The 14060-nt window shown below is 31.3% G+C and carries 8 protein-coding genes; 1 reads left to right on the forward strand and 7 read right to left on the reverse strand.

The genetic code is table 11. The features are described 5' to 3' along the window. Nucleotides 1-51 precede the first annotated feature (51 nt). Complete coding sequence (locus LG45_RS13125; protein WP_035127912.1) at nucleotides 52-2469, reverse strand: efflux RND transporter permease subunit; 2418 nt, start codon at nucleotides 2467-2469, stop codon at nucleotides 52-54. Between the two features lie 176 nt (nucleotides 2470-2645). Between LG45_RS13125 and LG45_RS13130 the strand changes: the two genes are divergently transcribed. Beyond that, nucleotides 2646-4913 (forward strand): cation:proton antiporter domain-containing protein, encoded by a 2268-nt coding sequence (locus tag LG45_RS13130; RefSeq protein WP_035128422.1) that lies wholly within the window; start codon nucleotides 2646-2648, stop codon nucleotides 4911-4913. Nucleotides 4914-4919: 6 nt separating this feature from the next. Here the strand turns inward: LG45_RS13130 and LG45_RS13135 are convergent, their stop codons facing one another. From LG45_RS13135 to pyrH, 6 genes are all read right to left on the reverse strand, one after another. Then, nucleotides 4920-7400, reverse strand: coding sequence for a DUF5686 family protein (locus tag LG45_RS13135; RefSeq protein ID WP_035127914.1), 2481 nt, complete (start codon nucleotides 7398-7400; stop codon nucleotides 4920-4922). Nucleotides 7401-8267: 867 nt separating this feature from the next. Beyond that, the gene (locus tag LG45_RS13140; RefSeq protein ID WP_035127917.1) at nucleotides 8268-8606 is read right to left on the reverse strand and encodes a hypothetical protein; all 339 of its coding nucleotides are present in this window, start codon (nucleotides 8604-8606) and stop codon (nucleotides 8268-8270) included. Nucleotides 8607-8661: 55 nt separating this feature from the next. After that, nucleotides 8662-11889, reverse strand: coding sequence for a S8 family serine peptidase (locus LG45_RS13145; RefSeq protein WP_035127920.1), 3228 nt, complete (start codon nucleotides 11887-11889; stop codon nucleotides 8662-8664). 201 nt (nucleotides 11890-12090) lie between these two features. Beyond that, complete coding sequence (locus LG45_RS13150; RefSeq protein WP_035127923.1) at nucleotides 12091-12528, reverse strand: hypothetical protein; 438 nt, start codon at nucleotides 12526-12528, stop codon at nucleotides 12091-12093. A 161-nt stretch (nucleotides 12529-12689) separates the two neighbouring features. After that, nucleotides 12690-13250, reverse strand: a complete 561-nt coding sequence (gene frr / locus LG45_RS13155; protein ID WP_035127925.1) for a ribosome recycling factor — start codon at nucleotides 13248-13250, stop codon at nucleotides 12690-12692. Between the two features lie 39 nt (nucleotides 13251-13289). Continuing rightward, nucleotides 13290-13997, reverse strand: a complete 708-nt coding sequence (gene pyrH / locus LG45_RS13160; protein WP_035127928.1) for a UMP kinase — start codon at nucleotides 13995-13997, stop codon at nucleotides 13290-13292. Nucleotides 13998-14060 lie beyond the last annotated feature (63 nt).

Consider the following 14060-nt stretch of genomic DNA (forward strand, 5'->3'; position numbering starts at 1 on the left):
TTAAAAAAATTAAAAGATAGAACGGATAGCTGGATTAGCTTCTAAAAAATATTATTTATTTCTTTCTAATTCGTCTAATTTTTCATCAGATTGTTCTAGAATGTCTATTGTTGGTTCTAAAAATTCTTGTTCGTTGGCCAATGTTTTATTTAGCGTTAAAACCAATGCTGGAAGTAAAACCAAATTGGATAACATTCCGAAACATAAGGTTATAGAAACCAATCCGCCAAGTGCAACTGTGCCGCCAAAACTTGATAGCATGAAAACCGAGAAGCCAAAAAACAATACAATTGAGGTGTAAAACATACTGATTCCGGCATCGTTAAATGTCGCAAATACTGATTTTTTTATCTTCCAATCGTTTCTTGCCAACTCTAATCGGTATTGTGCCAAGAATCGTAACGTGTCGTCAACAGATAATCCAAAGGCAATTCCGAACACCAATAATGTAGATGGTTTTAATGGTATTCCTAAAAATCCCATAATTCCAGCAGTCATAATTAACGGTAATAAGTTGGGTATAATTGCAACCAAAACCATTTTGAATGATCGAAACATTATGGCAACCAATCCGCCAGTTAGTAAAAAGGCAAATAATAAGGAAGAAAGTAAATTGTCTAACAAATATTTAGTTCCTTTCTGAAAAACCGATGCTTTACCAGTAATAATCACTTCATATCTTTCTGATGGAAACAATTTGTTTACTTTTTTACGAATTTGCGCTTCAATGTCTTCCATTTTTTCGCCGTTTTCGTCTTTGATGAACGTGGTCATTCGAGCAATACTTCCGTCGTCATTGATGTAACTTTTAAGCTGATTGTCTTTGCCGTTTTTAAGCGAATTTTTAATATAAGGAATTAAGAAAGCTTCTTCTTGTGATGATGGTAAAAGATAAAATTCGGGATTTCCGTTATAATACGCTTGAGTGAAATTTTTGGCAACGTTGACAATGGATAATGGCTTAGATAGCTCAGGAATTTCGATAATAGTTTCTTCAAGTTCTTCCATTCTTCGAAGATTAGTAAGCTTCATTGCTCCATTTTTCTTCTTTGTGTCAATCATTATTTCGAGTGGCATAACACCATCAAATTCTTTTTCGAAAAAGCGAATGTCTTCAAAAAATTCGGTCTTTTTAGGCATGTCTTCAATGATGCTTCCGGAAATTTTTATTTCATAAATTCCGATAATTCCGAAGACTAATAAAACAACCGCTGTGGTGTAAATTCCGAAGCGTCTAAATTTTACTGTGTTTACAATCCAATCAAAGAAAAATGTTAACGATTTTCGTTCTAAATGTCCTAAATGTCTAGCATTTGGTGGCGGAATATAACTGAAGAATATTGGAATAATCAATAAACTTAACGTGTAAATTGCAATAATATTAATAGTTGTAACCACACCAAATTCTTGCAGTAAATCATTATTTGTAATGATAAACGTAGCAAAACCTACAGCTGTGGTAATGTTGGTCATTAAAGTTGCTGTGCCGGTTTTGGTAATTACACGTTGTAATGCTTTGGCTTTATTAGAATGTTTATGGTATTCTTGATGGTATTTATTAATGAAGAAAATACAGTTTGGAATTCCGATTACGATTACTAAAGTTGGAACCAATGCGGTTAAAACCGTGATTTGATAACCCATCGCGCCCATGATTCCGAACGACCACATTACGCCAATAATTACTACTAATAATGCTACGACAGTTGCTCTAAAGGATCTAAAAAAGTAGAAAAAAATTAGTGAAGTAATCAATAAAGCAGCGCCAATAAATAATCCAATTTCGTCTATAATCGTTTTGGCATTTAACGTTCGAATGTACGGCATTCCAGAAACATGCGGTTTAATTCCAGTTTCTTTTAAGAATTTATCAATTTCGGGAATGAATTTATTTAGGATATATTCTTTTCGTGCTTTGGTATTGACAATTTTTTTATCAATATAAACAGCAGAACGAATGGCCTTTGTTTCTTTGTTGAATAATAATCCTTGATAAAATGGGAATTTATTAAAAAAATCAGATTTAAGTTCGTCTAAATATTTCTGGTCATTTAATTTACTGGGATTTACAAAAGGTTTTAATTCAAAGGATTGTAACGTATCATTTTTAACCAATTCTTGAAGATTGTCAACCGAAATCACCAAACTAACCTCTTTGTCACTTTTCAGTTTATGCATTAAATTGCTCCAAGCCTGAAATACTTTTGGCGTGAATAATTTTTCATCTTTCGTCGCAATTACAATAAGATTTCCTTCTTCTCCAAAGTTTTTCAGAAAATGATTGTAGTCAACATTTACTTTGTCATCGGCCGGAATTAAGTTGGCTTCGGTTTGAGTAAACTTCACATTTTTCCATTGCAAAGCAAGAAGAACCGTGATTAAAACAATTCCGCATAAAATTACAATTCTATTTCTAAGGATAATTCGAGCAATAAATTCCCAAATACCGATACCTGACATCTTTTTCATAAAAACCTAAAATGGGTTGCAAAGGTAATCAAAACGGCTCAAAACCAAAGAACTTAATGGTTTCTTTTATATAGAATTTTAACCATATTATGGTAATGTAAAATTCATTTCATAATTGGATTTTTTAACACATTTTTTACCATATTTGTATGATAAAAGGAACTGATTTTTTTGGGATGAATAAATTTAAAAATACTATTTTTTATATTGCTGTAACAGGCGGATTTACTGCATTAATTTTTTGGATAGTTTCTAAAGGAAAAATCTTAGAATCTGGAAGAAATGTTGTGTCTCCAACTTCTAATGGAGATTATTTTAAACAATTTACAGATTCGTTAATACACAATTTACAACATCCTTTAGCAATATTATTACTGCAAATAATAACTATAATTATTGTTGCGAGAGTATTTGGTTGGATTTTTAGAAAAATTGGTCAGCCATCGGTTATTGGTGAAATTATTGCTGGTATTTTTCTTGGTCCATCTCTTGTTGGAATGTATTTTCCCGAATATTCAGCACTGCTTTTTCCGAAAGAATCACTCGGAAATCTTCAGTTTTTAAGTCAGATTGGATTGATTTTATTCATGTTTGTTGTTGGAATGGAACTGGATTTGAAGGTTCTTAAAAATAAAGCTAACGATGCTGTTGTGATTAGTCACGCAAGTATTATTTTTCCTTTTGCACTCGGAATTGGTTTGTCTTATTTCGTCTACAATCAATTTGCGCCCGAAGGAGTTGAGTTTTTATCCTTCAGTTTGTTCATGGGAATTGCTATGAGTATTACTGCTTTTCCGGTTTTGGCTCGAATTGTTCAAGAACGTGGTATTCATAAAACTAAACTTGGTGCCATCGTAATAACTTGCGCTGCAGCCGATGATATTACGGCTTGGTGTATTCTTGCAGCCGTAATTGCAATTGTAAAAGCAGGAACTTTTGCAAGTTCAATGTATGTGATTTTACTAGCATTGGCCTATGTTTTAGCTATGTTATTTGTAGTAAAACCATTTTTGAAAAAAGTAGGAGATTTGTATGCAACTCGAGATAATCTGAGTAAACCTGTTGTTGCGATATTTTTATTGACATTAATAATTTCTTCTTATTTGTCAGAAGTTATAGGAATTCATGCTTTGTTTGGAGCCTTTTTGACTGGTGCCATTATGCCCGATATTACTAAAATTAGGAATATAATTATCGAGAAAGTCGAAGACATTGCCTTGATTTTATTATTGCCATTATTCTTTGTTTTTACTGGTCTACGTACGCAAATCGGATTAATAAACGATCCGTATTTATGGAAAATTACTGGATTTATTATTTTGGTTGCCGTAGTTGGAAAGTTCTTCGGAAGCGCTTTGGCAGCAAAATTTGTGGGTCAGAATTGGCGCGATAGTTTAACTATTGGCGCATTGATGAATACCAGAGGTTTGATGGAATTGGTCGTGCTAAATATTGGTTATGATTTGGGCGTTTTATCGTCAGAAATCTTTACAATGATGGTGATTATGGCTTTGGTTACCACATTTATGACTGGTCCAGCAATTGATTTAATTAATTATATTTTCAAACGAAAAGAAGTAATTATTCCGAAGGAAATTAGCAACAGCGCTTTTAAAATATTGATTTCATTTGGTAATAATGAAAAAGGAAAATCACTTTTGCGATTGGCAAATAGTTTTGTAAAAAAGCAAAAAGACAACACTAACATTACCGCTTTACATTTGTCATTATCCGATGAAATGCATGCTTACAATTTGGAAGAGTACGAACAAGAAGCGTTCGAACCTATTTTAGTAGAATCTAAAACTATCAATCAAGAAATTACAACCATTTTCAAGGCAACCGTCGATATCGAAACCGATATTACTGATATTGCCACAAGAGGAAATTTTGATTTGGTTTTGGTAGGTTTAGGGAAATCAATTTTTGAAGGAACATTACTTGGAAAAGTACTTGGATTTACAACAAGAATTATCAATCCAGATCGATTGTTAGACAAATTCACAGGTAAAGAAGGTCTGTTTCATAACTCGCCATTTGATGATAGAACAAGATTGATTATATCCAAAAGTAAAATGCCACTCGGAATTCTAATCGATAAAGATTTTAGTGATGTGAACGATGTTTTTGTCCCGATTTTTTCATCTGAAGATGCTTTTTTAATTGATTATGCTGAGAAATTGATTTACAACAGTAATTCGAAAATCACCGTTTTAGACATTGAAGATCAGGTGAAAAATAATGCCGAAATTGAAACCGAAATCAAAACTTTAAAACACACTTATCCAGAAAACATAGCAGTTCTGAACGAAAGCAACATGAAAGCCGGATTTTTAGCACAACAAAATCTTATGATTATTTCGCTAGAAAGTTGGAAGAAATTAGTCGATTCTCAAAGTGTTTGGTTGAGTACAGTTCCATCGGTTTTGATTATTAAGCCGTAGCTTTTTCTAAAACCCTAAATCCAAAACATAACTCAATTTTAAAGCAAAATTGTCTTCAAATTTTGGTAAAGCATTTGGTCCATATCTCATGAAGAACGTCAATCCGAAACCTTTAAATATTTGATTGGCTTCGACACCACTTTCGAAGAAACCGCGTTCCATAGTTTTGTATTCAAATCCTAAATGGCTTTCACGATTATCCATATTTCCCCAAGCCATTCTGGTAACTACAGAAATTAGAGGTTTTATTTTGTAAGCCACTTTCACTTTGTTGAACGTATGTTTTACGTGAAAACTTACGTATTTGCTTGAGAAAAATTCGTTGAAAAACATCGTTTCAAAACTGTTTTTACCAGCAAAAGTAATTCGTTGAAATAACGTTTCTCTATTCAAATTATTCGGAGCAATACTATACAAATGCGTTAATGGCGTATCGCCAACAGCATATCCGCTTTGAAGAAGAAACGCCGTATTCTGTCCCGACAAATACGGAATTTCATGTATGATTTTGAAATCTACTTTGGTAAAATCAAAGTCGCTTCCTATGATATTGTTGAACGATTTTGTAAGTTGTAATGAGAATTTTGGAAACCTTTTTTCAATTTCTAATCTTCCAGTAGAAGTTTGCATGTAACCACTAAAAGGATTCCACTGAATGGCAAATTGTGCCGTTGTCAAGTTGAAATTTTGATACAATCTATCGTTTGGTGCAAAGGCATAATCAAACAACGGAAGCACTTCACTACGAGAAATTCCGAAGTAACTTGTCGTTTTCGGGATGTATTGACTTTCTATAAATCCGGAGAACGTTTTATGATTGTAAAACGTTGAAATGTTTATTGGTCGCGGATCGTAAATTTTAAAACGTCGCGCTTGTGTTGCAAATTGAATCTGACCAATTTCACTCAAATCATCAACATACGAAGCATTAACCCAAGTGTTGGTTTCTTTGTTTAAAAGATACGATGGTGTGATTCCGTATTTGAATTTTTCATCTTTAAATCCGAACGCTACATAACCACTAATTTTATATTGTTCAGATAATTTATTGTTGGTTACACCACCAATTCCTAGTCTAAAACCTTCGTAATTATTGTATTTGAATAAGGTTTTTAAATCGACATCAATTATGCTTACTGGCAAATATCCGTTAATAATTTTCCGTCCAAATAGTAATTTTTGTTCGATATTTTCAGAAACCGAAAGACTGTCTAAATTGGTGTACGTACGAATTCTTCTAACATCAAGTGTATCTTTTCTGATGGGTTTCCAATACGAATCGGGTTTAGTCATGCTCGCTTCTGGAACATCAATTTTAATGCTTGGCATTTTAAACGAAACTGGTTCGTTTATTTTGACGTCGTAAGGTGTCGATTCTAATTTTAAATACAATTGATCGGAAGCATCTTTCTTAATTCCTTCAAGACTTGAATTGAATTTTATCGTACCACCAAAAATCTTCAAATCTTCGCTATTGTTCCCTTTTACAACGGTGAATTTTCTTTTTTCGGGAAACCAAATTCGGTGTTCTTTCATGTAATTAAACGTGAAAGTGGCATTGATGTTTATGATTCCGTAAATGCGATAAAATGCTTTTGCGATACCAAAATTCTCGGCGTCAACAAATAATAATCCGCGTAATTTATCGGAATTTAATTTTTTCGGTTGGAAGTAAATTCTATAAACAGTACGATTATCGATTTTTACAGTATCAATTAATTTGAAAACAAACAATTTTCGACCATAAGTTGACAATGGATTTCTAACAGGAATTTCCAAAATATCCAACTGATTTTCGTACAACGAATAGGAAACCAAATTCAATCCCAAATATTCGTACAACGGTTTTTTAAATCCAGCCATTCGCGATGCCAAAACGGTTTCTTTTGTTCCTTGGTCGTTAAACTGAATTAGATTTACCTTTTCGGTTTGATAAATATGCTGATTTTCAACTAACTTTTTCAGCTTATAATTGGTAGAATCCAACACGATTTTCTTTCTTCCAAAAATCGATTTTTTATAAGTGGTATCAATTTTACTTGAAATAGAATCCGGATTCGCAGTAACTAAAAGGTGTTCGTAATTTTTATATTCAAAACTTTTAAAGACTTTTTCGGGTTGGTTTTTGTACTTATTATCGATTATTTTTTTGACAATTAAATTCACTTCGTTTTCACTGTAAATTTCTTTTTCCTTCATGGTGTTATCGTTCACCATTTTGATAATTAGAAACTTGGCGCCTTCAGTAAAATAATGTGTTTTATCGTAATAGCCTTTGTATTTGAAAATTATTGGCTTTTTGTCGTCTTTAACATCTATAGAGAATTTTCCTTCCCAATCAGAAATTATAGTTTTGTTGTTGTAGTTAATTTTGGCAAAAGCTATTGGAACGGTTGTGTCAAAATCAATAACTTGACCTTGCATTGTTTTTTGCGAAAAAGCAAAATTGCAAATTAAAATAAAAAGGAACGTCCAAAAATTTTTCATCAAATAGATTTTGTTTGTAGTTCATTGTAAAACAAGTACGACAAAAATAACAATAAAAAAATCCGTTCGGCATTTCAAACGGATTTTAATTTATAATTAACGTGTAATTTATTGATTTAGTATTTATTCTATTTTTTTAAGTTTTAAATTCAATTTTCATCATATCCTTCGAGAGAAATTGTTGGATATTCATCATTACTGCATTTAGCAGATGATTTAATTTGCTGTTTTAATTTCTCTATTTCTTCGGTTGCAATTATTGTCTTTCCGCTATCGTCAAATAATTTGTAATCAAGGATTAGTATATTCTTTTAATTCAATTTTTTAATATACCCGTGTGATTAGTTTCGTTTGGATAAAAGTTATTATAATCAATTATATCATAATCATTAACATTTAGTTTTGACATTACTTTCTCAAGTTTGCTTTCATTTTTCTATTATTTTATCTGAGCTAATATTAATAATTTCGATGTTCTTTTCTATGCCAATTTTCAAAACCCCTGTAAAATCTTTTATTCAAGGATGAAAATATGGTAATCAAAAATGGATAATAGTTTTTTGTTAATTTTCTTTTTATGTCTAAATATTTTTCAAGCGTAATTTTTACAATATTCGGTTTGCTATTTTGATATTTACAATTTATAAATATTATAATTTTAAATAAAAAAATAATTTTTTCGTATATCATTTTGTAAGGTTTTCTCAACCGTTTCTTGGGCTTTACTTCTATGAGCGGACTAAAGAAGCCGAAAAATTCATTTTTTACTGACTCATGGATACAAAATAAACTTTAAAATAAGCCCAAAACCAGCAATAGTATTAAACCTGCGTTATCAGATGCCTTATTTTCTTTTTAATAAATAACTTATTGAGCTGTTGCAGTTTCTATATATATCTGTGGATAGGCTATATCTAGTGAAGTACAGTTCATTATTTCTGAATCTGTAGGAAGTCTGAACGTTACATATACAGGAAGATTATTAACTTTATATTGGTTTGGTAAATTTATTTCATAAAAAACATTATTTGTTGAGTTTGCAGGGACATTAGCAACACCGTTGTTAAACTTAATTAAATATGCATTACCGCAATCGACACCTTGGTTAACTACTGTTGCGTTAGCAAAGAATGGTGGTGTTGGATTTTCATTTTTACTACAACTAATTATTGAAAAAATAAAAATTGAAAATATTAGTGTTTTCATATTATATAATTTAAGATTAAAACCTGCGAATTTTTCTCGCAGGATATTTTATTGTTTAATTTTTGATTAAAGTTTTTGCATCTACAATTTGTCCGTTGCAGACTAATGCAATAGTGTAAAAACCATTTTGATAGTTTGATAAATCAAGATCTGTGTTTGTACTATTGATATCTAAAATATAATTATTTGAAGTGCCAGTAGTACCATAACTACCTAAAACCATTAAATATGCAGAATTTACATCATTTAATTTGTAATTAATATTTACAAAACTTGATGCTGGATTAGGCAATATTATTTCTAGAGTGCTTGGTTTAAAATTGACATTAACCTCTGCATAATCCTTAAATCCATCAATTGTAGCTATAACTTCTAATTTGTATTTTATTGCAACATCGGTAGAAATTGTTAAGTCTTTACCAGTAAATATCAAATTACCCTCAGTATCATACCAATTATAAATTGCAGATTCACTAATCTGCAAAGCATTGATAGTTATGGTTTCGTTTTTATCAACTAATTTATCTTCACCAGCATCAGCAAAAAAAGGTTCTCTTACTTGTTTTTTTATTATAAAGGTTTCGCCGCCAACTACAGTACCTGTGAATGCATCTTTTTGAATTAAGTGGTAAGTAAATTTTGATTTTTCTGTAAGTTCTTGAGTTAAAAAATTGAATTTTAAATTTAAGATTCCGATTTCGTTTGGATTGAAAATAATATTATCTAATAAAGCATTATTTCCTTTTATAATTTTTATTTTTTCATCAAAAGTTTCTTCAATTCTTAGTGCATGTTGACCACCACGCGACCATGCATCAAATAGAGCTGCGTCCATTTTTATAACAACTTCAGCTTCATCATAAATTGGCTTACCAGTTTCTATATCTTCTTTAATAAGTACAAGGCTAAAAGTTTTTATTTCATTGAAAGGATTACTTATCGCAACAGTCCCTGTCATGATCTCATTTACAGATGGATTTGGTAATGGATTAATTATAGGAGTTGGAGGACTGACAACTGTTACATTTTTCCATGCAATGTTATTGTTATTTCCAGTATTTAAATTTATATATCCAGTCTCAGTAAAAGTCATTGGATCATTTGAGGTTTCTATTCTTGATAGTAGACAAAAATGCCAATTATCAATATTTCCATAGTCGGCTGGGTTAGGAACAATCCAATTAAAATTTAGAATTCTTTCTTCTCCTGGTTGTAAAATTGGTATATTTTGAACCCCAATTATCCCTCCTAATGATGCGTTGGACGCAGGAAAAATGACGCCTCCATTCCATGGATTTGGCCATGCCAAGCCTGTTCCTGCCTTAGCCCAATAAACTTTTAATTGTTCAGCACCTGTAGAAGTTATACAAGAATTATTTTTTACCCTTACTCTAACCTTATTAGGTGAGTTATCAGCATAATAAATTGGATTTTGATGTTCAACAGTCATCGCTTGTAAATCACTTCTTATCCAAATATTTGGACTATTCCACATATGCTGTGTTACATTATTTGGCTCCATTCCGCTATCATCATATGAATCTTTTACTATAAGGTCAAAACTCGTAATTTGCTGCGCCAACTGAACAGCTTTAAACGCATTAACTTTTCCATATCCTAATTCAGCTGAAATACCAGATTGCAAATTATAAAAATTATAATTAAAGCCACCAATTTTGTCTGCTGTTGATTGTAAAATATCTTTCATTTGAGATACACTAGCGCATGTGTTTACAGATTTCATTAAAGCTAAAACGCCAGCTACTTGAGGACAAGAAGCAGATGTGCCACCCATTCTTCCAGTATACGAAGAAAAATTTGTACCTGACGAAGGAAGAAGTTCACCAACCGCAGGTAATCCCGTCGAGCTTTCTTTCCAACTATTATAACCATAATTTGCGCCTGGTGTATCAATAGTACATATATTGAAACTTTCACCGGGAATTTGAGAATTGTAAGCAGAATGAGAAGGTGCGCAAACTGTTATTCTGTATCTAAAATTACTATTTCCTGCAAAAACAAACCCATTAGGGCTATAATTTGCTACTGTATTATTTCTATCAGATGCTCCTACAGTTATTAAACTTGGAATTTCAGCACTTGCAGGAAATGTAATATGTCCAGTTGTAACGCCAGTCCAAGAACCTCCTATTCTATCAGCTCTATTTCCAGCTGCAAAAACTACAATTTTATTATTATTGATTGCATTGTTTATTGCCGAAATGATTACGGGATGTAAGTTTGAGTTTGTACTATTGTAACCCCAACTATTTGAGAGAATGTCTGCATTATTGGTTACAGCAAAGTTTATTGCATCCGCATAAACATTAGCAGGTATTGATCCATAAGGAATTTTTATTGGCATAATTTTGCAAAGTGGTGCAACACCTGTTATACCCTGATTATTATCTTGAGTTGCAGCAATAATTCCTGCACAAGCATTTCCGTGATTATTTCCTGATGTGGTTGATACAGTAGGAGATGGATCATTTGCATTATTTGTACCATCATATGGTGAAGCAAAATTACTACCATTTAATCTTACTTGTCTTGTGTTTGGTAAATCAAAATGATTACTTGTTACACCTTCGTCTATTACTGCAACTATTATATTTGGATTACCTTTTGTAATATCCCAAGCTTCTGGAGCATCAATATCTGCATCAATTGTGGTAGCTTTTCCGTCATTTGTTCCTTGCCCCGTATTGTGTAAATACCATTGATTATTAAAATAAGGATCGTTTGGAATGTAGTCTAATTTGTCAACTCTTGAAATAAAGTTTGGGGTGCAAAATTCAACTTGTCCAGTTAAGTAAACATTTTTTGAAATTTGTAACGCATCACCTGTAACTTTATACATTTCATAAGAAATTGTTGATTTAATTAAAGTTAAATTATTTGTAGAAATTATACTTTCTTTTAATGAAGTTGAAATATTACTTTTGTATTTTAATAAAATTTCATTTCCATAATTTAATTCAAAGCCATCTGATGTTATGTAGGTTGGAGTAGTTATATATGGAGTATTATAGTCAATTAAAAATTCAGTTTCTGATACGACATATGATTTATCAGATAATTTAAATCCTATATTGTTTATTTGAGATAACTCATTTGTATTAGATATTCCGTTTGGAAAATCAACCAAAAATTTACCAGATACTTTTGTCAAAGTAATTTTTTCATTATCAAATGTATAATAAAAGTCATTTGTTTGAGCATTTATTGTTGAAATTCCTATTACAAGACAAGCAAAAAGCAATATGTGAGATTTATTTTTCATATTTTTATAACTAAGGTGAAACTAAATAAATATTATTTGTCATTTTAGAAAAAAAATGTGGATGAATAGATTTTCTACTAATAATTAAAATTTTAATGTAAATCACAACAAAATTTGTAATTATAATTTTATGTACAACAAATAGATAGCTCTTCAGCGTTGCGAGTAGCTAAATATTGTCTGATAATATAACGATAAGGATTATTCGATTCTTTCAAATTTAAGATTCAATCCTTCATCTAAAAGGTCGCTTACAAATGATAATCTCATTTTGTTTCCTTCAAATGTGTAAAAAAAAGCACCAACATTAATTGCATAAGGATTTTCGGTATTGTCTATACAATCAAACTCTATTTTTATAATATTATCACCAGAAAATAATGGTTCATAATCAACCTTTTTTGAAGTTCCATCACAAGTATGAATACTGCTTTCAATTCTGCCAGAATTTTTTATATCAAAAGTATATTGATTTTCTGTTGATACATCAACCCAAGTTAAAGTTGTTGGCTCATCATTTGAAATAACTAAATTTTGAACTAACTTCCATTTACCTTTTATTGGACTTACAGAATCTTCATCATTACTGCAACTTATTAATGAGATTACAATAACAAATAAGGTGATGATTTTTTTCATTATTAAAAAGTTTTAAAAGCTAATTTAAATTAAAAAACCTTTCAAAAAACAAGAAAATGCAGTTTGTAGAAAACATTCTACAGAGCTGTAGAACAAAGTATTACAAAAAAAATCCGTTCGACATTTCAAACGGATTTTAATTTATATTTAACGTGTAAAAATTACACCTTCATTATTTCAGCTTCTTTCAATGCCAAATGTTCTTCTACTTTTTTAATGTAAATATCAGTTAATTTTTGAACATCATCTTCGGCAGTTTTACATAAATCTTCTGAAGTTCCGTCTTTTTCTAATTTTTTAATATCAGAATTGGCATCTTTTCTGTGATTTCTAATTCCAATTTTAGCATCTTCGGCTTCTTGTTTGGCTTGTTTTACTAAATCACGACGACGTTCTTCTGTTAAAGGTGGAACACTAATAATCACAATATCACCATTATTCATAGGGTTAAAACCTAAATTGGCAATCATAATTGCTTTTTCAATAGGTTGCAACATGCTTTTTTCATAAGGCTGAATCGTGATTGTCCTTGCATCTGGAACATTTACATTGGCAACTTGAGAAAGTGGCGTTTGTGAACCATAATAATCTACAAAAACGCTACCCAACATTTGCGGTGAAGCTTTTCCGGCACGAATATTTAAAAAAGATTTTTCTAAGTGCGCAACAGAACCATTCATAGCTTCTTTTGTACTGTCTAAAATAAACTCAATTTCTTCCATTTTTATCTAGATTTTATTCTAAAAATAATTTATTTTCAATTATATATTTACAACTGTTCCAACGTTTTCGCCTTCACAAATTTTAAGTAAATTTCCTTTTTTGTTCATGTCAAAAACTACGATTGGCAATTTGTTTTCTTGACTTAAGGTAAATGCTGTTGTGTCCATAACATTTAATCCTTTTTTCAATACATCTTCAAATGAAATGTAATCGAATTTTACAGCAGACTTGTCTTTTTCTGGATCGGCTGTGTAAACACCATCAACACGAGTTCCTTTTAAAATTACATCGGCATGAACTTCTACACCACGTAAAACTGCGGCTGTATCTGTTGTAAAATACGGATTTCCAGTTCCGGCACCAAAAATAACAATTCTTCCTTTTTCAAGATGACGAACGGCTCTTCTTTTAATATAAGGTTCGGCAATAGCTTCAATTTTTAAAGCCGTTTGCAAACGTGTCAACATTCCTTTATCTTCAAGTGCGCCTTGTAACGCCATTCCGTTAATAACCGTTGCTAACATTCCCATGTAATCACCTTGCACACGATCCATTCCGCTGCTTGCTCCAGCAACACCTCTAAAAATATTTCCACCGCCAATAACAATAGCAATTTCTACACCTTTATCATGAATTTGCTTAATTTCATCTGCATATTCCGATAGAATTTTTGGGTCAATTCCGTATTGTTTCTCGCCCATTAAAGCTTCTCCACTTAATTTTAGAAGGATTCTTTTGTATTTCATACTGTTGTAGAATGTTGTGTTTTGAAGTGCAAATATAGTTATTAAATATTTTTGTGAAATAGC

Source organism: Flavobacterium aquatile LMG 4008 = ATCC 11947 (assembly GCF_000757385.1).
Classification (GTDB): domain Bacteria; phylum Bacteroidota; class Bacteroidia; order Flavobacteriales; family Flavobacteriaceae; genus Flavobacterium; species Flavobacterium aquatile.

Excerpts from the sequence above, each read along its gene's own strand:
- LG45_RS13125 (WP_035127912.1), bottom strand. The coding sequence starts at position 2,469 with ATGAAAAAGATGTCAGGTATCGGTATTTGGGAATTTATTGCTCGAATT.
- LG45_RS13130 (WP_035128422.1), top strand. The coding sequence starts at position 2,646 with ATGAATAAATTTAAAAATACTATTTTTTATATTGCTGTAACAGGCGGA.
- LG45_RS13135 (WP_035127914.1), bottom strand. The coding sequence starts at position 7,400 with ATGAAAAATTTTTGGACGTTCCTTTTTATTTTAATTTGCAATTTTGCT.
- LG45_RS13140 (WP_035127917.1), bottom strand. The coding sequence starts at position 8,606 with ATGAAAACACTAATATTTTCAATTTTTATTTTTTCAATAATTAGTTGT.
- LG45_RS13145 (WP_035127920.1), bottom strand. The coding sequence starts at position 11,889 with ATGAAAAATAAATCTCACATATTGCTTTTTGCTTGTCTTGTAATAGGA.
- LG45_RS13150 (WP_035127923.1), bottom strand. The coding sequence starts at position 12,528 with ATGAAAAAAATCATCACCTTATTTGTTATTGTAATCTCATTAATAAGT.
- frr (WP_035127925.1), bottom strand. The coding sequence starts at position 13,250 with ATGGAAGAAATTGAGTTTATTTTAGACAGTACAAAAGAAGCTATGAAT.
- pyrH (WP_035127928.1), bottom strand. The coding sequence starts at position 13,997 with ATGAAATACAAAAGAATCCTTCTAAAATTAAGTGGAGAAGCTTTAATG.